The 19,305-nt window shown below is 60.3% G+C and carries 17 protein-coding genes; 11 read left to right on the plus strand and 6 right to left on the minus strand.

The window, feature by feature from the left end; translation table 11 throughout:
- The first annotated feature begins 8 nt into the window (after window positions 1-8).
- The 3 genes from O1W68_RS07715 to O1W68_RS07725 all read left to right on the plus strand — a co-directional run bounded on the left by O1W68_RS07715 (window position 9) and on the right by O1W68_RS07725 (window position 4,013).
- A complete protein-coding gene (locus O1W68_RS07715) occupies window positions 9-656 on the plus strand; it encodes a hypothetical protein (RefSeq protein WP_269302391.1) in 648 nt (215 codons plus the stop codon).
- 1,879 nt (window positions 657-2,535) lie between these two features.
- Complete coding sequence (locus tag O1W68_RS07720) at window positions 2,536-3,486, plus strand: hypothetical protein (RefSeq protein ID WP_269302392.1); 951 nt, start codon at window positions 2,536-2,538, stop codon at window positions 3,484-3,486.
- Between the two features lie 20 nt (window positions 3,487-3,506).
- A complete protein-coding gene (locus O1W68_RS07725) occupies window positions 3,507-4,013 on the plus strand; it encodes a hypothetical protein (protein ID WP_269302394.1) in 507 nt (168 codons plus the stop codon).
- 44 nt (window positions 4,014-4,057) lie between these two features.
- Here O1W68_RS07725 and O1W68_RS07730 read toward each other — a convergent pair whose 3' ends face one another.
- Together O1W68_RS07730 and O1W68_RS21595 are read right to left on the minus strand one after the other, a co-directional pair.
- On the minus strand, window positions 4,058-4,420 hold the full coding sequence (locus O1W68_RS07730) for a hypothetical protein (RefSeq protein ID WP_269302397.1): 363 nt from the start codon (window positions 4,418-4,420) through the stop codon (window positions 4,058-4,060).
- Window positions 4,421-5,952: 1,532 nt separating this feature from the next.
- The gene (locus tag O1W68_RS21595) at window positions 5,953-6,123 is read right to left on the minus strand and encodes a helix-turn-helix domain-containing protein (RefSeq protein ID WP_442972298.1); all 171 of its coding nucleotides are present in this window, start codon (window positions 6,121-6,123) and stop codon (window positions 5,953-5,955) included.
- Window positions 6,124-7,140: 1,017 nt separating this feature from the next.
- On the opposite strand from O1W68_RS21595, the gene O1W68_RS21530 reads away from it, so the two are divergent.
- Complete coding sequence (locus O1W68_RS21530) at window positions 7,141-7,506, plus strand: hypothetical protein (protein WP_442972299.1); 366 nt, start codon at window positions 7,141-7,143, stop codon at window positions 7,504-7,506.
- On the opposite strand, the gene O1W68_RS07735 is transcribed toward O1W68_RS21530, so the two are convergent.
- The 3 genes from O1W68_RS07735 to O1W68_RS07745 all read right to left on the minus strand — a co-directional run bounded on the left by O1W68_RS07735 (window position 7,453) and on the right by O1W68_RS07745 (window position 8,872).
- Window positions 7,453-7,755, minus strand: a complete 303-nt coding sequence (locus tag O1W68_RS07735) for a hypothetical protein (RefSeq protein ID WP_269302398.1) — start codon at window positions 7,753-7,755, stop codon at window positions 7,453-7,455. The genes O1W68_RS21530 and O1W68_RS07735 overlap by 54 nt on opposite strands.
- Before the next feature lie 571 nt (window positions 7,756-8,326).
- Entirely contained in the window at window positions 8,327-8,572 is a 246-nt protein-coding gene (locus tag O1W68_RS07740; RefSeq protein ID WP_269302400.1) for a hypothetical protein, read from the minus strand.
- 153 nt (window positions 8,573-8,725) lie between these two features.
- Window positions 8,726-8,872, minus strand: coding sequence for a hypothetical protein (locus O1W68_RS07745; RefSeq protein ID WP_269302402.1), 147 nt, complete (start codon window positions 8,870-8,872; stop codon window positions 8,726-8,728).
- A 183-nt stretch (window positions 8,873-9,055) separates the two neighbouring features.
- On the opposite strand from O1W68_RS07745, the gene O1W68_RS07750 reads away from it, so the two are divergent.
- From O1W68_RS07750 to O1W68_RS07780, 7 genes are all read left to right on the plus strand, one after another.
- Window positions 9,056-9,352 carry a TadE family type IV pilus minor pilin gene (locus O1W68_RS07750; protein ID WP_269302877.1) on the plus strand — a complete coding sequence of 99 codons (297 nt, stop codon included), beginning with the start codon at window positions 9,056-9,058 and terminating at the stop codon, window positions 9,350-9,352.
- Window positions 9,349-9,696 carry an Rv3654c family TadE-like protein gene (locus O1W68_RS07755; RefSeq protein WP_269302403.1) on the plus strand — a complete coding sequence of 116 codons (348 nt, stop codon included), beginning with the start codon at window positions 9,349-9,351 and terminating at the stop codon, window positions 9,694-9,696. Before O1W68_RS07750 ends, O1W68_RS07755 begins: the two co-directional genes overlap by 4 nt.
- A gap of 323 nt (window positions 9,697-10,019) precedes the next feature.
- Window positions 10,020-10,976, plus strand: a complete 957-nt coding sequence (locus tag O1W68_RS07760) for an ABC transporter permease (RefSeq protein WP_269302406.1) — start codon at window positions 10,020-10,022, stop codon at window positions 10,974-10,976.
- Window positions 10,969-12,111 (plus strand): ABC transporter permease, encoded by a 1,143-nt coding sequence (locus O1W68_RS07765; RefSeq protein ID WP_269302407.1) that lies wholly within the window; start codon window positions 10,969-10,971, stop codon window positions 12,109-12,111. The genes O1W68_RS07760 and O1W68_RS07765 overlap by 8 nt, the downstream gene beginning before the upstream one ends.
- A 91-nt stretch (window positions 12,112-12,202) precedes the next feature.
- Window positions 12,203-13,321, plus strand: coding sequence for an ABC transporter ATP-binding protein (locus O1W68_RS07770; protein ID WP_269302879.1), 1,119 nt, complete (start codon window positions 12,203-12,205; stop codon window positions 13,319-13,321).
- Entirely contained in the window at window positions 13,321-14,307 is a 987-nt protein-coding gene (locus O1W68_RS07775; protein ID WP_269302408.1) for an ABC transporter ATP-binding protein, read from the plus strand. Before O1W68_RS07770 ends, O1W68_RS07775 begins: the two co-directional genes overlap by 1 nt.
- A 97-nt stretch (window positions 14,308-14,404) precedes the next feature.
- A complete protein-coding gene (locus O1W68_RS07780; RefSeq protein WP_269302409.1) occupies window positions 14,405-16,027 on the plus strand; it encodes an ABC transporter substrate-binding protein in 1,623 nt (540 codons plus the stop codon).
- A gap of 1,383 nt (window positions 16,028-17,410) precedes the next feature.
- Here O1W68_RS07780 and O1W68_RS07785 read toward each other — a convergent pair.
- A complete protein-coding gene (locus tag O1W68_RS07785) occupies window positions 17,411-19,015 on the minus strand; it encodes an ABC transporter substrate-binding protein (protein WP_269302410.1) in 1,605 nt (534 codons plus the stop codon).
- Between the last annotated feature and the right edge of the window lie 290 nt (window positions 19,016-19,305).

Here is a 19,305-nt window from a genome sequence, read left to right on the forward strand (position 1 = left end):
CAACCACCATGACAAATACCGACCCCACAATCGACACGACCAGCGCGGCAGAACGGGCGCCATACATCAACGTGCAAGCGGTGGCAGGCATCCGTGACGACTACCAGGCGCGGCTCTCCGAAATCGACGCGTCCACATCACTGACCAAGGAAGGCCGCGACATAGAAGCGGCAACCCTCTACCTCGAAGCACAGCAACAGATGGCCAAGCATGAAGCCACCTACCAGGCAGCCGTAGACACCGGACGCACAACGTCCGCACGCCGACTGTTCGGACCCACAGCCGCCGACCCAGCAACCATCATGAGCCACCGGGACGCCCTCCAACGCGCCGACCAACTCGACAACCCAGAAGCAGCGACCACCGCACTCGACCGTGCACGATTCTCCAACGATGAGTCCATGATCCGAGCAATCACCCTGCGGGCAGCGCACAAGAACTGGGACGACGTACTCACCGACGTGGAACGGGCAGCCCCCGGCACCGCAAAGAAGCTGGCAGCCCACCGCGCCATCCCACCCACCAGCGGCCTACAACACAACATGTTCTTCGGAGTACGAGCACCAACCCAATTCGTCAGCCGCGATGGCGCAGTAGACACCTACAAGATTCGAGCGGCAGCAGCAAAGGCGCGGGAAGCAGCGACCCTGCGATGACCCGCGCACGGGACAGAAGGGAGGCGCCGCAATGGCCCGCACCAAACCACTCGACCTAGTAACGGCAGCCGCAAGCGGGGACACAACCGCAACACTCACAGCCCTGCGTGATCTGCTCGCCCAAACAATCGTGGACACGAAAAGCGCCCGCGAAATCGCATCGCTCAGTCGTCAATTCGTGGACGTGCTTGGGGAACTTGAGGGGCGCAAACCGCCCGTGAGGCAGACCAAGACAGGGTTGGACGAGTTAGCCGACCGGCGTGCAGGTAGGGACACATCAGTGCCACGGATCAAGCCACGTCGCGGTGACGGGCGCTCCGATCGGGCAGACCACCAGCCGTAACGCGACACAGCGCGCGTGACCGCTGACCGCAGGGCGGTTTATCGACTGACCAGGACTGAACACCTTGTTTGCGTTGGACATTGACTCACCGGACTCAGGCTTGAGGGATGACTTGCGTTGCATGGCGTCAGCTAGGCCAAGGGAAGCGGTCGCGTGGGTTCCGAGGACGCAATACGCATAGCTCAAGGCTTGGCACGTACCCACGGTAAACGCATGCGGGTTGAGTCCTACCAGCGTTGGACGCTGGACGAACGCTGGCGCGTCGTGCTTGAGCGTGCCTACCGAATTCACCGGGCGTGACCTACGGATTTCGGCCGGCCAAATTACACAAGATCGCCAGGTCAAACAACCAGAGGGGCACCCACACACAAGGGGGGTAGGCATGAACCAGAGGGCATGGCTAGTAGGGGCACTAGCGGTAGTAGGCATGGCGGGCACCGGGCACGCAGCGACCCCACCACCAGACACAACCACAACGGTTAACCAACTCGAACGTGTCGAGAACAGTAACCCGCAAACGGCAGACCAAAGCGACCGCCGCGAACAACCAGCAATCAAAGCATGGGCAACCACCATTCAACGCCACCTAGCCCAAGCCACCGATGAGGCAACACGAGTAGGGCGGTAACACCAATGGGGCACCAACGGAAGCGAGTACCACCAATGACGGAACGCCTATGGCAGTTGGCAGAGAAACTGTCCAAGCATGGACTACTCAACTATGTGCGCAACGGAAGCAACGCAAGCCTTGCACGTTCCCTGACAAGAGGCACCGAAAGACTCGAAGCGGCAGGCAAGCCAGACAATAGGCACCACGCATTCAGCGCCGGAAGACTCACGTTGTTCTACGACATACCAGCCGCAACACCAGCCCAACCAACAGGGTAACCAACAGTGCGGGTAACCCACGGGCCAAGCCGTAGCCATACAACAACCCACAAGGGAGGCGATACCAGGCATGGCAGGAAGAACTGGGCATCGAACCTACAGGGCTAGACGGGCACGGCTCAAAAGAACCAACGACATATGCGCACTCTGTGGGGGATGGATAGACCCAGACCTAGCCTTCCCAGACCCAGGCTCATTCACGGCAGACCATATAACCCCAGTGTCCAAAGGCGGACACAACCTAGGACCACTACAACCAGCCCACTACGGATGCAACAGCAGTAGGGGCAACCGTGCCCTCAAGAGCGATTCTAAGCACCTACGGGACTGGTAACACGCAGGGGGAGGAGGAAAGCCCTCAGCGTGGCTCTCAGCCCCAGCAATCAATAGGGTGGGGGAGGCCCCCCTTGTCGAGTCGTGGTCGTCCCTCAGGCAATGCGTTCTATTTCCCTCCGTCGGCTTTTTCCGCCAAGGAAGTTGTCCAGCTTGGTGCCCCGAATCGTTCGGTGCACGGGCTGTCAGCCAGGATAGCTCCATCGTTCATTCGATCGAATGAATCTGCGTCCTGCGCTTTGATGGCTAATGGGACGTTGAATCTGTTCTGGGCTGTAGTCTTCAAAAGACTATGCCCTTCGTGATCGGAGAATTGTGCCGCGCCGCACCTTGACTGTTACAAAAATTACATATCAGAAACGCAATTCTAGAAATAAGTTTTTGAACGTTGCTGAGCTCCCGGATCGGCGCGACATGCTCTTTCTTTTTCACGGGTTCGCGAAGGGGCTGGACTCAACACGCCTGGTCGACCGCTCCGCCGAAAAGTATGCAGCAATTTCGAAGCTTGAGCCGGTTGGGCGCACTTTAGGAATTCAAACGTTGTCTGGGAAATTTGGAGAAGAGGGTGAAACTCGCGACATTGACACCCATCGCGTAATTCAACGGTTCGTGAAGAAAAATGCTAATGCAGTTTTGACTCACGGCGTTCTTTTGGTTCCCAAAATGGGCACTTCGGCGCTGCTATTTATTGAGCGATCAGGCGGAATGGGCGGGTCGTCGGATTTAGTAAAGCTCTTTAAAGAAGATTTTCAAACGACCTACCCCGATTATACTATGCAACTCACTAGCTTAGTGGAAAAAGAAGCATGGCTTGAGCATGCACAACTAGAGCGAGTAAGTGCAACTTTGCACGGGCACTCTGCCGATGTGACAAATAAGACGGTTGGCAAAGTGGTCGGCGACTTGCAGCATGTTCTCACTCCGCCGAAGGGGGAGCACCTACCGAACGCACTCTGGAAAGCTTTGCGAAACAAAAATATTAACCGCGGCAAGTTATTGGCGTTTCCGGACGGTCACGACCCAGACGAGGTTGTTGTAGCCTTGTCCTCTGGTAGCACTCGCAAGACCTTTGTGCTGGGCCGAGAGAAGACGCCTAGCATCAGCTATCTGCTTAGCGACAGTAACCAGGCGCCGAAAAATTCGAGGGCGGTTTTGAGGTTTTGCCTGGACGAGGCGACTTCTCTTTTCAAAAATGTCGGAGTAGAATGGGAATATTCACACTCAGCAGGTGTGTGGTCACCAGCCGATCTTACACATCGACTTTAGCATCTAAGGAAGGCGGACCAATGAGTAGTAAAATTAGTGTTCGAGATGCCATAGTCGAGCACTTCGATACGCTTATTGACGACGCAACTGGAAAGCGTCACTTCTGGGATTACTTTCTGCTCTACCTAATGCCGATTGCAGGTGGAATATTGGTGGCATGGATCCCTGTGAATCTTAAATCTGTAGGCGATATCATCGCGGGCGTGTCAATCCTTACAGCGCTGCTATTCGGACTAATAATCTATGTTTTTCAACTCCGACTTCAAGTCGCGGCAGACCCAAGAATTGTTCGTGGTGGGGTATTGATGACTCTGCTCGATCAGCTGTTTGCGAATCTAATTTACGCTGTGATAATTGGTTTGGGCGCAACGGTGCTGGCGGTGTCGGCGAGTGCTTCGGCTGACTCTGACGGCTCTATAAATCCATGGTGGTCGGCTCTGGTTGTTACCGCAGGGTCCCATTTGGTTTTAACGATTCTGATGTGTTTGAAGCGGACTAGAGACGCGTACGCACAGCTGACTATTTAGTTCTCCGATTGCTCGGGCTGATCCAATGCCCTCGGGCGTTGCTGTTAGATCAGCAAGTGCTCCTGTTGATGGAGAGACGTGAGCACCTCCCATGTGATCTGCCGAATTGCGGGGAAGACGGGATTGCTGTCCATCGGGCGTTCACCGCTCAGGTCGGAAACGGACCATCCGAATGCTTCGCTGTTGGCTAGTCGGGCGTAAGCCACTTTTACTTTGGGGTCGACGTGTGCGCCGCCCTCGTGATTTGAGAGAGCCAAGACTAGTCCGCGTCGACTGAAACCGGACCCGTCCGTATCGCGGACAACCTTCTCGTCCCACCAAACTTCGAACGCAATGCGAGCGTTGCGGGGTACCTTCTTGCCGTCCACGAGTATGTCTCCGGGCGGCCGGTCGCCTAGGCCAGCCACGTGCTCAACCTGAAGTGCACCGTCGCCAAGAGTTCGCATCTGGATGTGGGAGAGAGTTGAACTGCTGATCAAGTTTCGGCGGTCATGAGTGCCCGCTGAGTCAACCCACGTTAGTGTTCTATGGAGGTCGAGTTGGTTGATGAGCGAGTGTGACATCGATGAGTTGTGGAATAAGACGCGAAGCGTGACGGCCATTCGCTTGGCCTCAACTAGGTGGCCGGTGTCGTAGTCCCTGGCGGACCGTTTAAGAAACTGCATCTGCTCGTCTAGCGCTTCGAGCAGCTGTTCGCGACTTCGGCGTGGCATCACACGAAGATGCCACGTTGCAGGCAATTTGCCAATTAGTCGAGTAGCGCGCGACGCGCTGAGGCAGGTTTCCGCACCAGGAGGCGCCGGTCCAGTCCTCGCTCCGAAGGCCCTTCCAACGGTCGTCAGGCTTGAACCGCCACGAACCGTTCGGCGTCGTGCGTTGGGCCGATGAGGTCACCCGTCCGCGCGGCAATCAGAATTGTTTGAATGTGGCGGCGGGCATTCTCTGCGACGTCGACCGTCGTCAGCCGGATAGTCGCAGGCGGACGATGCGGGGAAACGTGTTCAGGTCAAATCCTGAGAGTGGTTGAAACTCAGTCTCTCTCAGAGGATTCAGGGAACAACGCTGGTCGGACAGCGTGTGTCCCCTTCTGATGGGATTCGGCAGTTTCGGCTATGTCCCGTGGTCAACATTCTTTGGGGCGGCGTAGGCGTAGCTTGGGTTCACTCCCGGTGCTGAGGAGTCGATGCCCGCTTGGGTTGAGGAACTGCGGCAGGCGGGCACCGAAGAAGTTCGGGACGGGCGGCTGGCTTGAGTCTGGCGGCACAGCAATTAACCTGTCCGACAAGCCGGAACCGATTTTCAACAGTCCTGACCAGCTGGCGAATTTCGCTGGCGGTTTGCAGCTTCCGCCTGAGGGCGATGGTGGTAGCCGTGATTTCTCGATCAACTTGGAGAACGTGACGGTTGCTGATCCTAAGCAGCTTGAGTTGATGCTCAAGCAGATGCAGATGAATCGGCGTGCGAAGTCGAGCGCCTTGTTGAACAGGCGGTAGCGGAACGCGACCCAGTAACACGGTGCGCAACCGTTACGCAATGTGCGCACCCTGTTGCGCGGGTACTCGCACTGCGGGTAATGTGCAGGTCAGTAGCCACCGCAGGCTGCGACAGTTACAAGGGCGAGACGCTGTGCAACCAGCGCCCCGCCCGATGGTAATCAGTTAACGAACAACTGAACCGCTTGGAGTATCACCCCGGCCACACTGGCAGCTGCTTGAACGACTTCAGCCAGGTTGACCGGGGTCTTCTCTTTTTGATCAGACTCCTGCACGGGACCATCACCTCCTATCCGGGCTCCACGTCGGGGGCTTTCTTCCGACTGGACCCCTAAGAAGCAGGTAGTTGGTATCTTACAGGTACGGTCCGTCATATTGCGTGTAGCAAGGCTCAGTTAAGAATCGCCCCCACTCACATGCCGAGAGTGGGGGCGATTTTTGTCTTTTCAAGCGCCTTGTGGCCAGTCGTCCACGTCCGAAAGTTTGAACCGCCAGGAACCGTTTGGTGCTCTACGTTGGTGGCCGGTCAACTCGCCGGATCGGGCCGCGCACAGGACTGTTTGAGTGTGGCAGCGGGCGTGTTGTGCGGCGTCTCGTGTCGTAAGCCAGATGGTCACCCTGTGAACGTTGCGCTGATACGGCGGGGACGTCAAACGCTGTGAGAGCCTGAGACTTACCCCTTCCCAGAGGGTTTAGAGAAATCCGCACGTCGCAGATTCGGTTGTGGGTGCGTGCGGTACCCGACTGGGGACGTGGCGCGGGCGTATACGGGCCGTATCTGGTTGGTGTTGGGGTATGGGTCATGGCAGGAGTATTGCGATAGGGAGTTGGATGGTTTCCGGTTGCCGTCTAAGACGGAGTGGCCTGAGGTTGTCGCGGAACTGGCAACGGGGAAGCATGCCGCACCAATGAGCAACAAATCGATAGCTAGGGCCATCGGGGTTGGACAGGACACTGTACGACGCGACCTCGAAGCATCAGGGGTCGCAACTGCGACCCCTGTAACCGGATCAGACGGGAAAACCTACACCAGGCCGGAACCCAAACCCGCTGAACCGGCCAAGCCCAAACCCGCTGAACCGGCCAAGCCTGAACCCGCTGAACCGGCCAAGCCTGAACCCGGCGAAACGGCCAAGCCTGAACCCGGCGAAACGGAAGAACCCGAAAATCCAACAGGACTCCCACCAAGCACAGCAACGCAGGCAGTCAACAAGACAGCAACCAGCCTCGAAGGTATCGCAATGGCGCTCACCATCATTGACGCAGCCGACGTGCAAGCCGACCTAACCACAGGGGCAGTGGCCACGACTGAACGTTGCGTCGGAATCCTGCGCTAGTCAAGCCCTCTGAGAGAGGGTGAGACTTACCCTCTCTCAGAGGGTTCAGCGAACAATGCTGGTCGGACGAACTGGCTTTATTGCAGTGGCAATGATGCGGAGTTCGTAGACGCGGACGCCGTCCTCGACTGCGGGTTGGAGCAGGTCAGTAGGGTAAAGGCCCGCCTAGGCGATGGGGGCATACCCCATCGCGTGTCAGCAAAGCCCTCTGCGTGACGCTCAGGGCTGTTCGATGGGATGCGGCGAGTTCGGGCGGATGGTACAGAGTTCTGGTCGGCGCGGGACTTGATGCCGTACATGGGCTATGCCAACTGGCAACAGTTCAAAGTCCCTATTGATCGGGCACGCAAGAGTGCGCTCAATCAGGCGGCAGAGGTTGACCAGCTTTTTAGTCGATCCACTAACAAGACAGGTGGCCGTCCGTTCGAGGATTTCGCGTTAACGCGGTTCGCTGCGTACCTGGTGGCGATGAACGGCGACCCACGCAAGCCTGAGGTTGCAGCGGCGCAAGCGTACTTCGCGGTCAAGACACGTGAAGCAGGGTTGGTGGCCCGAACCCTCAGCACGAGAGTGTCGGTCCGCCAGGTGAAACGCGCGGGCCGGTCGGTGTCAGGCAGTCTCTGCTTTGGCCTGTTCTGCGAGAGCCAAAAAAACCTCGGTTAATGAATTGCCTATTTTCAGCGAAGTGTTGCGCAGATCGCGACTGAAGGTTTCGTCTTCGGAAATGCTGATGCTGACACGAGTCACCGTCGCAGACGTGGCATGCAGCGCGTGCGTGATGGAGTCGAGTACGCCGATCAGAAGCGTTGTTCCGTCCGCCCCGTTCGGAAGCTCGTAGCGGGTCTGAAACGCTACATACTTCCCAACGTGCTCGTGAGTCAGGTTATCTGAGTTGATCTTTTCGAAGGTCATAGAGGCAAGACTAGTGACGGCGTGCGACACAGTTCTTTAGGACTGAATCAATCGCGGTCCATGGCCGCTCGGTAGTCGTTGAGCGGATCATGCTCGGGCTGGTGATTGGGCAGGCAGAGTCTCGAAAGTTCCGGCTCGTCATGCTTGTACAACCACCAGTAGTGAGCGTTGCTCATCCAGCGGGGCTTCGGGTACGGGCGGGGTTTCTTCCGTGTGCACCGGGTTCTCTTGGCCATGCGATCAGTTCCGTAGGTCTGGGTTGGCGGGTCGAGACGGACCCTACGGGACTCACCCCGACCGAGCGGAGCTACGCGCCTTGTCACTGATGCTCCCAGTGACCGCTCCCAGTTTTCCCGCTGACCGATGCAACCCACGCCTTCTAGCCGCCCACACGTGAAGGTGTGAGCGGCTGTCAGGTGACCTCACTACCGGGGATCAGTCGGCGGTGAAGCTCCCATGCCCTGGAACACGGGATTGTCAGCACAAGCAACAGGAGGCGGCTGGTTTACGTCGGGCGTGCCCTGAGAACGACGTGAAGCGACAAACAGAAGGATCGAGTCCAGCTATCCGGCTAAATGCTTAGAAGGCCGTTCAGTCGTGGATCAAGTTCGCCTTCAAGGGATTCGAGGACGGTCACGGCACGGGCGAGACTGTGCAGCAAGGCGCGGGCGGTCGTCACCGTCAGCTCTTCGCGTCCAGCGTCCACGTACAAGCGGGAAACGTTGGCGGCGTCGTGCCATGTGCTGACCTCGACAACGATGGGCTGGCCTTCCGGCTGTGTGATGGTTTCGGAGAAATGGTTGGTGCAGTTGGACACGGGTGTTCCTTCTCTATTCGGATTGCCTGTCGGCGGGGTGTGTTCAGTGGGGCTTGCAGGTGGCGCAGAGGACGCGAACGGGTGGTGCCGGGGCGGTCACGGTCACTAAGTAGGCGCGGCAGGTGGCGCAGTGGAGGTTGACGCGTTCGGTTTTCATGCGGTCCAGCCGAGGGCTAGGGCGGCGTGGCAGATGCCGATGACGGCGGGGTAGATGCTGGCGCAGGCGAGTAGTCCGAGGACGTAGGCGCGGGTCGCGGCGGTTCTGTCGGTGGGTGTGGATATGCTTCGGTGACGGCTCACGACGGCTACTTCCGTTGTTGCGCTGAGGCTCTGGTAGCGGGAGGGAAGCCCGCACCAGGGCCGACCCGCGAATGTAGGTCTACGTCATAGGTTGACGATCGAAGATTCGATCGTAGGTTCGTTGACCGGAATCATCGACCGAGCACTCAATACAGCTGTGTAGCCGACGACGGTGCCGTGACGGTGGAGGCGGCTATCGCCGTCGCGTCCATCGTCGCGGTCGTCGTGACCTGTATCGGCGCGATACTTGCTGTGTCGATGCATGTCCAGTGTGTGGATGCGGCGCGGGAGGCGGCGCGATTGGCGGCCAGGGGTGATGCGGTATCGGTTGCCCAGTCGGTGGCGCCGGGCGGGGCGCAGATCACCGTCACCGAGCACGACGGGTACGTGACAGTCCGCGTGCAGTCCGATACTCCGCTGCCGGGTTTGACGGTCAGTGCCGAAGCGGTCGCCGCGATCGAACCGGACGCTGTGGAATGACGGGGTCCTGCGAGGAAGGCGGAGTAACGGTTCTAGCTGCAGGTGCACTGGCCGCATTGCTGGTAGTCGTCGTGGCGATCGTTCACGTCGGCTCGGCGGTCGGCGCCCGGCATCAGGCCCAGTCGGCTGCGGACCTGTCTGCTCTCGCGGCAGCCGGGGAGTTGAACCGAGGCGTCGGGGGTGCGTGTGCGACGGCGCGGGAGATCGTAGGCCGCTCGAAGGGTGAGGTGACGGATTGCGTCGTAGAAGGCTGGGACGTCGTGGTCACCGTGACGATCACCCTCCCGCTCGGGCGATTCGGGATCGCCGACGCGGTCGCGTCGGCACGAGCTGGGCCGGCGTGAAGGTGTCCGTGAAGGTGTCGATGGGGGGGCGCAATCACGTAGAGGGTGTGCCCGGTGACGACGCCTGGCTTGACTCGGTTCCCTTAGTGACCTAACCGATCGTGGGCAGTCCCGAACAGTGAGACTGAGCCTTCGTGATGTGTGACAGCAGTCATAATGAGACGCACGGAACAGTGAATGCTGTCGTTCCACGGTTCGGCGCTGTACCAACTCGGTGCCGTCGAATACCCACCCAAGACTTTGTTGCCGCAAGCGCGGCCAGCTGAGTAATCGTATTGAAGTGAGGATGCACGGATGAACAGAGGAAGGAGGCAACGCCAGCAATGACCAAGACTGTGTTCAAAAAAATTGGCGAGCTGATTGTTGTGCTGTTCGTCGTCAGTCTCGGCACGTTCGGACTTGTGTCGCTGATTCCCGGTGACCCGTCGGTGGCGGCACTGGGCGAAGGCCGTACCCCTGAGGAGTACGCCCAGGCACGCTCCGAAATGGGCTTGGACAATTCGTTCCTCAGCCGCTACTGGGATTGGCTCTCGTCCGCTTTGCAAGGCGATCTGGGCCGTTCACTGGTGCCGCCGCAGTCGGACGTGACGGAGCGCATCGTCGCAGCACTGCCGGTAAGTGTGCAGTTGGCGGCCATGGGGCTGATCATTGCACTGGCGGTGTCGATCCCGTTGGCGATGTGGTCCGCGCGTCATAGCGGTGGCCTGATCGACCGGATCATCAGTGCCACTACATTCGGCGTCTTGTCGATCCCAACCTTCCTGTCCGGCTTGCTGCTGATCATGCTGTTCGTCAACAACCTCGGCTGGTTTCCGCGCTCGCAGTGGGTACGGGTGTCCGAGGGGGGACTTGCCGACAACCTGTACCACGCGATCCTGCCGGCCGTCACGATCAGCCTGCTGGAAATGGCGATGTTCCTGCGTATCTTGCGTAGCGACCTGATCACGACCCTGCAGGAGAACTTCATCCTGGTATCGAAGGCGAAGGGCACCTCGAACCTGAGGCTGCTGATCTCCGATGCGTTCCGTCCATCCTCGTTTTCCCTGATCACGATGCTCGGCCTGGTGCTGGGTTCGATGATCGGCTCCACCGTCATCATCGAGACGTTGTTCTCACTGCCGGGAATGGGCTCGCTGATCGTGCGGGCCGCTCAGCAGGGCGATATGCCGATGGTGCAGGGAGCTGTATTGGTGATCGCGCTCATCTACGTGGTGGCTAACGGCATCATCGATATCTCCTATGGATATCTCGACCCGAGGAGCCGACGAGCCCATGTCTAATCTCTCCCACCCTGACCTCAACGACCCCGAACAGGTCTTACCCGCGATGGCGCAGGGCGCTGCGGTGGTCGTCGCCGATCCGGTCGTGAAGGACTCCGCAGTCACGTTTGCCGACGGAGACAAGAGCGGACGCCGAAAGCTGTACGTCCGCGGCGGTATTCTGCTGGCGATCGGTGTGATCGCGTTCGGCTTCGCGCTCGGCGCTGGACCCGTCGTGATGGCCGTGCGCCTCGTAGTCGGTCTCATCGGGCTAGCCGGCATCTACATGGGTGCGCGTCGGATCGGACTCGCCCGATTCGGGCCGGATTTCGATCTGACGTTCGTGATCTCGTGCGTCTGGCTGGCGTTGATCATCGGCGTAGCGATCATCGCGCCGCTGTTGCCGTTTGCTGAGTACGTGGACACCTCCAAGACTCTCGGATCCAAGGGGTACGCCCCGCCGGATCTGTTCTCCAGCCACCCGCTGGGGACGAACAACTTCGGCCTGGACCTGTTTGCGAGGTCCATCTACGGTGCACGGTCCTCGCTTGTGGTCGCGGTGGGCGCTGTGCTGATCGGCGTCATTATCGGTGGCGCGATCGGCATCCTCGCCGGTTACTTCGGCGGGAAAGTCGACGCGATCGTTGGGATTTTGACGAACTCGCTGCTCGCAGTCCCCGCGTTGATCCTGCTGATCGCGTTGGCGTCGGTGCTCCAACCGAACCTGCGCAACATCGCGTTGGCACTGGCGGTGCTTGCGGTGCCATCGATGATTCGAATAGCGAGGGCGAACACGTTGACGTTCTCCCAACGCGAATTCGTCCTCGCTGCCCGCGCGATGGGCGCGAGTCGGTGGCGGGTGATGGTGCGCGAGCTTGCGCCGAACGTGGCGCTGCCGCTGGCCTCGCTCGGCATGGTGATGATCTCGGTGATGATTGTCGCGGAAGCATCGCTGAGCTTCTTGGGCCTCGGCATCCAGCCGCCGATCCCGACGTGGGGAAACATGATCGCCGAGGGCCAGGGCGGGGTGTTCGAGAAGCATGCATTCGTCGTACTGGTCCCGGGCATGTTCCTGTTCTTGACCGTGTTTTCGTTCAACATCGTCGGCGAGAAGGCGCAGAAGGTCACTGGCGGCTCACGCCAGGCAAAGCTGTGACGGCGAGAGCGGGCAGTGTCCGTATCGCCTCAGTCCTGGCCCTACATGGCAAAGCGGGAGTTCACCGATGAATAAGCACGAAACGCCTGGCATGGGCGCTACGACGGCAGCTGCCGGAACGCCAGACCATGCGGCGGAGGGACCGCTGTTGACCGTGGAGAATGTGTCCACGCACTTTCGCACCAAGCGGGGCCAGTTGCGCGCCGTCGACCGTGTGAGCTTGACCCTCGCCGCGGGCGAGACCCTGGGCCTGGTCGGCGAGTCCGGTTCCGGAAAATCGGTGCTCGGGCAGACCATCATGGGTCTGGTCTCGAACGGTGGCGCGACCACGGTAGCCGGCGAGATTCGGTTCCAGGGCCGCGATATGCAGACACTTACCCGCAAGGAGCAGCAGGGTCTGTGGGGCAAGGACATCGCGATGGTGTTCCAGGACCCGATGACGGCTCTCAACCCGTTCAAGCACATCGGCACGCACCTTACCGAGTCGATCCGAGCCCATCTGGGCCTGAACAAGAAGCAGGCCCGAGAGCGGGCGATCGAGTTGCTGCGGAAGGTGCGGATTCCCGAGCCGACCCGACGGGTGGACCAATACCCACACGAGCTCTCGGGAGGTATGCGCCAGCGTGTAGTCATCGCGATGGCGCTGGCATGCGACCCCATCCTGACCATCGCGGACGAGCCGACGACTGCGCTCGATGTGACAGTGCAAAAGCAAATTCTCGAGCTGCTCGACTCGCTCCGCAAGGAGACGGGGATGGCGGGGATCTTGATCAGCCACGACCTGGGCGTCGTCGCCGGCCAGACGGATCGCGTCGCCGTAATGTACGCGGGCCGAATAGTGGAGACCGCGCCAACACGGCAGTTGTTCGCGCAGCCGCGTCATCCGTACACCGAGGCGCTGCTGTCGGCGATCCCGCGAATCGAGGATGCGCCGCACACGGTCCTCGAGGCCATCGAAGGCGGGTTGCCGGATATGACGAAGCCAGCTGAGGGTTGTTCATTCGCGACTCGGTGCCGGTACGCACAGGATAAGTGTCTTACGGTGCCGCCGGAACTGGTCGCCACTGAAGACTCCGCCGCGGCGGTGCATCCGCACGAGGCCGCATGTCACTTCCCCGTCGGCACAGCCGAGGGTGCAGCGGCGTTGGCCGCCAACGAGAAGGCCGGGCGCACCGCGGCCGGACGCAAGCTGGACTTGGAGACTGTGTAATGGCTGGCAGCGGAACCGCACACATGCGCGAAGACGAGAAGCGGGTCTTGACCGTCGAGAACCTGCTGGTGGAATTCCCTGCAGGCAAGCAGACCGTGCACGCGGTCTCCGGCATCAGCTTCGACCTCGTCCCAGGGGAGACACTGGGCATCGTCGGGGAGTCGGGCTGCGGGAAGTCCACCGCCGGGCGCGCGGTCCTACAGTTGCCCAAGCCCACGTCCGGCAAGGTGACGCTCGATGACATGGTCCTCGGGGACATGTCCGCATCGAGTCTGCGGATCACCCGCAACCAGATGCAGATGATCATGCAGGACCCGATCTCATCGCTGAACCCGCGGCGCAAGGTCAAACATCTTGTCACCGAGGGACCTCGCATCTGGGGGACCAAGAACAAGGCCAAGCTCGAAGCCATGACCCGTGATCTGTTGACCGCAGTGGGCCTGGATCCAGATGCGGTGATGGAGAAGACGGCGGGCGAACTGTCGGGCGGCCAATGCCAACGTGTGTGTATCGCACGCGCATTGATGCTCCGGCCGAAGCTACTGATCTGTGACGAGCCGGTCTCGAGCCTCGACGTGTCGGTGCAGGCACAGATCTTGAACCTTCTGGAGAAAACCAAGAAGGAATTCGAGTTCTCGATGATCTTCATCGCCCACAACATGGCCGTGGTGAAGAACATCAGCGACCGGATAATGGTGATGTACCTGGGCAAGGTGTGCGAGGTCGCGCCCACCGAAAATGTCCAAGACACCGCCAAACATCCGTACACCCGGTTGCTGCTCGACTCGATTCCGGATCCGAACCGATCGCGGGATGGGGAGGACGAGATCGAGATCATCGAAGGCGACCTGCCCTCCCCCCTGAACCCACCGTCGGGTTGCCGTTTTCGGACCCGGTGTCCACTCGCGACCGATCAGTGCGCAGCTGAAGAACCACTGTTGCGGGAGATTGGCAAAGACCACTTCGTGGCCTGTCACAACGTGTAACCCCAGCTTTCACCGGCACCCTCGCGGCGAACTGTCCCAGAGGGTCGTTGTCTGGCGTTCTCAAACGTCGAACCGCCCGCACATATAAGGAACCCATATGATCTCAGTGAATTATCGACAGCGGGCCATCAGACGACCCGGCCGCTTCGCGGTCGCTCTGGTCGGAGCCAGCGTTGTACTCGCAGCGTGCTCGGGCGGGGCCGACGGTGAGGGGGGCGGTTCCGGTAGTGGCACGTACGAGACCGGCCTGGTGAACGTCCAATCCGAAGCCGGCGATCCGGTGGACGGTGGCACCCTCACCTACGGTGTACAACTTCTCACCACGACGCTGGACCCTCTCCGAGCCACAGCCCGCGGCGGCCAGGGCGGCGAGGCACTCGCCGCCGTATACGACGTGCTCATGAAGTACGACACCGACTCCGGGGAGTTCGCACCGCAGCTCGCCGAATCACTGCAAAGCGAAGACAACATGACATGGACTCTGCGTCTACGTGATGGTGTGCGCTTCAGCGACGGCACGCCGTTGGATGCTGCAGCGGTAGTCGCGAGTATCGAGCGCTACAACTCCGGCGGCGGCAATGGTGCAGATCTATGGATGCAGTCGGTGAAATCGATGGAGGCGCAGGATAGTTCGACCGTAGTCTTCCGTCTCGCAAATTCATGGCCTAGGTTTCCGTCGATGCTGGCGTTTGGCCACGGGATGATCGTCGCCCCAGGTGCACAGCAAGGCGAGAAGTTCACCGCTGTCGGGGCCGGACCCTTCGTCGAGGCAGGATTTCTCCCCGGGGAGGAGCGCACGTTCACGGCGAACCCTGAATATTACGGCGGGCGCCCTCATCTGGACACTTTGCGCATGGTGGCGTTGAACGGCCCGCAAGCAAACTTCGAGTCGCTGGAAGCCGGTCAACTCGACGTTGCCTACATCCGTGGTCTGGGATCAGCAATCAACTCGGCGAAAGAAGCCGGCTACCCCGGATTCGTCGATGTCCTCAACGCCGGTGGAGCCGAGCTGATCAACAACCGCGAGGGTTCTCCAGGCGCAGACGTGCGGGTACGACAAGCGATTGCGCAGGCCATCGACCCTGACCTCATAGACCAGCGAGCCGAAGAGGGTCAGGGCCTTCCCGGATCCGAGTTGTTCGGAGAGACGTCGCAATGGCATACCGATGTTGCCGGCCCTGTCTACGATCCGGACAAGGCCACCGAGTTGCTGAACGAGGCAAAGGCCGACGGCTATGACGGGCGTCTGAAGTACACCGTTCTCAACGAACCCAAGGATCAAGCGATCGGCCTAGCCGTTCAGTCGTTGTTGCAGGCCGTCGGTTTCACTGTGGACATTGCCTTTGCAAACAATGCTGGGGATCTACTGAACAGCGTCTATGTCAAACATGAGTTCGATCTGGCCCATGCCGGGATCGGTCTGTACGAGTCGATTCCAGATGCGGGTTTGCAGTCCGTCCTCTCCAGCACATCGTTGAGGAACACAGCCGGGTATGCGAATCCGGAGATGGATAGCTTGTTGAAGGAGCTGCAGGCGGCCCCCGACGACGATGCTGCGCGCGATGTGATCGCACAGGTTCAGACCCTCTGGAACGACACTGTGCCATCGGTGCCCATCAGCGGGCTTGCCGCATTCTGGGCGTGGCAGACGGACGTGCACGAAGTCGTGCCCAGTGCGACTGGCATCATGCTGTTCGACAAAGCGTGGATCGAGTCCTGAGCGCGCACAGACAGTTCGAAAATCCGGGGAGAGGTAAGCGCGCCAACGAGGTGTAGCTCCCGGGATGGTTGTGGATGACGAGGGCCTCCGGTTCCGGTGTGCGTACTACGTACCCCGATGAACGAGAGGCCCTCGTTGCTTATCGCTGATGCCTTGTTCTCCCCGAAGGGAGTGGCACTCGTCTCGGTCATAGTCGATCTGTCGACTGGACCTCACCGACTTCGTTGTACTGGACGACAGTGACGAATCCGTGCGACGTTACGCGCCCGCCTTGCTGCGGTGGTGGCGCCGGCTGCGCGCAATCGGCTGTTTCAGCACCGCATCGGCTGGAAATGAGTCGTGCCCTCCAGGACCACCGTGCAGAAATGGATCACCCACACACTGGAGTTGTCGGGACCGACCAGACCTGCACCAGCGAAGCCTCCGTGGCACTCCGCAGTCCGGTGGGTATTCGATTCGAAGAGTGCCACCTCTACCGGCGGAATGCAGTAATGGAAACGTGCGAAATTCGCGGCGAGGCACGTTCGAACGTCGGCGCTCTGCCGACCACGTCGTGACACGATTGCGCGATGTCAGGTATCCGGGTCGGGTGGACCGCACCTGCAATCATCGCCGTAGCACTGGGTATGTCGGCCGCGAAGTGGCCGATACCAGATTACAAACTGCGAATTGGGCTTGTCGATGAGTTCGGCAAGCTGCGAGCAGCCGCTACTCGACCATTTCGACTTCCCGCTCGTCTTGACGTTGTCGATACCGTTGCCCTCTTCTCAACCGCCGCAGTCGTGGGTAGACCCTGGATGTCTTGGACAGTGGCCGGGAGCATGCTGACCCTCACGACAGTGGGCTTCTGCTCAGCGGGCGCGTCGACGCCATCATTATTGTCAACGCTGGGGAGTCTCCCCGGGACGGTACTGGCATTGTTGCTGGCAGTTGTCCATCAGTTGGCGGACTCTTACAGGAATCGAACCACCGTTCTCCGCTGAGCGCAGATCGGTGCGCCCTGTCCCGAATGTCGACGCCTCGTGTCAGATTCCTGCGCGCGTTGGCTTGGCTTGGGTGGGTCGGGTCGGGGATGAAACGCAGGCGCGCGTATGCCTCGAATCCGAGCGGCCCGCGGACAGCTAGGTCCGACCAGTCGCGGTCCGCAGTCAGTAGCCACTGAGCGGGCGAAGCATCGGTGCACGGTCGAACTGTCATGCGGCCATGGTTTCACAACGCTGGAAGCGGTCTTGAAAAGTGAACCCGCGCGCCCATCTGCAAACAGCGGGGACAGCAGACTGCCCGGTACGACAACTGGCGTTGACGTACCGGGCAGGCGGCCTTCTACATGCAGTTTTCTAGGTCATGCCACCTTACTGTTCAGGTGACACGGTCGAGCGGTGACTACTCGATCCAGGCCTTGTCCAGAAGCACCATCGCGTCCAGGCTCGGCACTGCGCCGTGCACGTTGTCGGTCCACGCCAAGAAGTTGGCACCGGAGGCAAGGGCCAGGAACGGCACGTTCTCGTTGACCTCCACCTGTAGGTTGCTCAAAGCCTCGAGCTTCGCCTCGTCAGTGGTTGCGGTTTGGACACTGGCGACGATCTCGTCCATCTTCGGGTCGTTGACGCCGCCGATGTTGTTCGTCGATGTGGAGTTCAACGCCCCGTACAGGCGCTGGAACGGCGCCGTGTCCTGAATGCTGAGCGCGCCGGTGGCGATGTCGAAGTCCTTGTCGATGTACAGGCGCTTGACGATGTCCGTGACCGATGCCGCGTACTCGATGTCGACGTTGATACCGATAGGTGCCAGCATCGCCTGGATTGTCAGTGCGGTGGCCTGGGCCGCCTGCGTCTGGGGGGTGAAGTAGGTCATGTTGCCGCTGAAGCCGTCTGCCTTCGCGGCCTCGACGAGGGCCTTGGCCTCTTCCGTATTCATCTCCACGGGTGCAATATCGTTGTGCCACTTGGACCAAGGCTGGAAAATCTCGGTGCCGGGCATGCCCTTGCCGCCACGTGCACGCTGATCGATTGCCACGGGGTCGACGGCCAGCTGCATCGCCTTCCGTACCCGCACGTCGGCGGCGGGACGGCCTTCACGCTGGTTGATACTGACCACCGCGGAGAGACTGCTCGTCTCGTAGTAACCCGGAAGGTTGGCTGACGCCTCGTCGACGACTGCGGCGTCGCGTAGGTATGCCATATTGAGGCCGCCCGAGTTGAGGGCGTCGACCTTGGGCTGTTCGTCGCTGATCGTGACGAACTTCAGTGTGTCCAGGTTCGGCTTGCCGTTGAAGTAGTCCGGCCGGGCCTTCATTACAACGTCTGCGCCGGGGGTCAGGCTCTCCAATGTGAAAGCACCTGCGCCGATCGGCTTGAAGGTGCCGTCGGGCTGATCCGAGCTAGGTGCGACGACCATGCCGTGGCCGTAGACGAGAAGCGAGGGGAACTCGGACCACGACTGATTCATGGTGTAGACCACGGTGGAGTCGTTAGTGGCCTCCACGGACTTCACGCCGGCGGTGAATGCTTGACTGCCGCCGCCCTTGCGTTCGTTGAAGCGATTGGTACTGGCGACAACGGCCTTGGCGTCGAGTGGTGTGCCGTCACTGAAGGTGACGCCGTCGCGCAACTCCAGGGTCCACGTCTTGAAGTCGTCGCTCGAGGTGAGCGCTTTCGCCAGTTGCGGCTCGTAGGAATCGGAGGCGGAATCGTAGCGTACGAGGAGATCGTAGACCGCTGCCATCTCGGTGCCACCGGTTGAGCCAGTGGGCTGGGTCTTGGTCGGGTCGAGGCTCGCCACCGGTGAATAACCGGCAAAGCTCAACGTGCCACCCTCCACGGGGGTGCCGCCCTCGGCCTGATCCCCGATCACGCCGACAGCGCCAGGGTCGGTCTGTGGGCTGGAACTGCTACCACCACCACCGCTCGCACAGCCCGCCAACAGTAGGCCGCTGGTCAAGACGGCAAAAGCCACCGCACCGCGCCGGCGTTGCCTTGAAAGTGTCACCTAAGAACCTCCTGGATTGTGTCGAGACGAACGGTCTCGGTGGAACATGTCGCGCTCGCCATAGGCGAACCACCATATGACTTGAATCACGGTAATAAGACCACAGTCTCTGTCACTGAGACGAAGGCTTTCGGAAGTCGATAGCACCACTCCCTGGATCGCGGACACCGACCCGGCGGGGCGGTTGTAGAGGCTGGAGGAGGACGCCTATGGCCTCGATCCTTCTTACTGCTGATGCGTCCGCCTGGGTTGGGTGCACCCCGATGGTGATCGGGTCGGCCCCCTGCCCG

The organism is Rhodococcus sp. H36-A4 (assembly GCF_027158005.1).
Taxonomy (GTDB): domain Bacteria; phylum Actinomycetota; class Actinomycetes; order Mycobacteriales; family Mycobacteriaceae; genus Rhodococcoides.

What these genes read in the sequence shown, in the direction of transcription:
- O1W68_RS07715 (WP_269302391.1), top strand. Translation starts at nt 9, where the DNA reads ATGACAAATACCGACCCCACAATCGACACGACCAGCGCGGCAGAACGG.
- O1W68_RS07775 (WP_269302408.1), top strand. Translation starts at nt 13,321, where the DNA reads ATGGCTGGCAGCGGAACCGCACACATGCGCGAAGACGAGAAGCGGGTC.
- O1W68_RS07735 (WP_269302398.1), bottom strand. Translation starts at nt 7,755, where the DNA reads ATGACCTTCGAAAAGATCAACTCAGATAACCTGACTCACGAGCACGTT.
- O1W68_RS07760 (WP_269302406.1), top strand. Translation starts at nt 10,020, where the DNA reads ATGACCAAGACTGTGTTCAAAAAAATTGGCGAGCTGATTGTTGTGCTG.
- O1W68_RS07755 (WP_269302403.1), top strand. Translation starts at nt 9,349, where the DNA reads ATGACGGGGTCCTGCGAGGAAGGCGGAGTAACGGTTCTAGCTGCAGGT.
- O1W68_RS07770 (WP_269302879.1), top strand. Translation starts at nt 12,203, where the DNA reads ATGGGCGCTACGACGGCAGCTGCCGGAACGCCAGACCATGCGGCGGAG.
- O1W68_RS07780 (WP_269302409.1), top strand. Translation starts at nt 14,405, where the DNA reads ATGATCTCAGTGAATTATCGACAGCGGGCCATCAGACGACCCGGCCGC.
- O1W68_RS07765 (WP_269302407.1), top strand. Translation starts at nt 10,969, where the DNA reads ATGTCTAATCTCTCCCACCCTGACCTCAACGACCCCGAACAGGTCTTA.
- O1W68_RS21530 (WP_442972299.1), top strand. Translation starts at nt 7,141, where the DNA reads ATGGGCTATGCCAACTGGCAACAGTTCAAAGTCCCTATTGATCGGGCA.
- O1W68_RS07725 (WP_269302394.1), top strand. Translation starts at nt 3,507, where the DNA reads ATGAGTAGTAAAATTAGTGTTCGAGATGCCATAGTCGAGCACTTCGAT.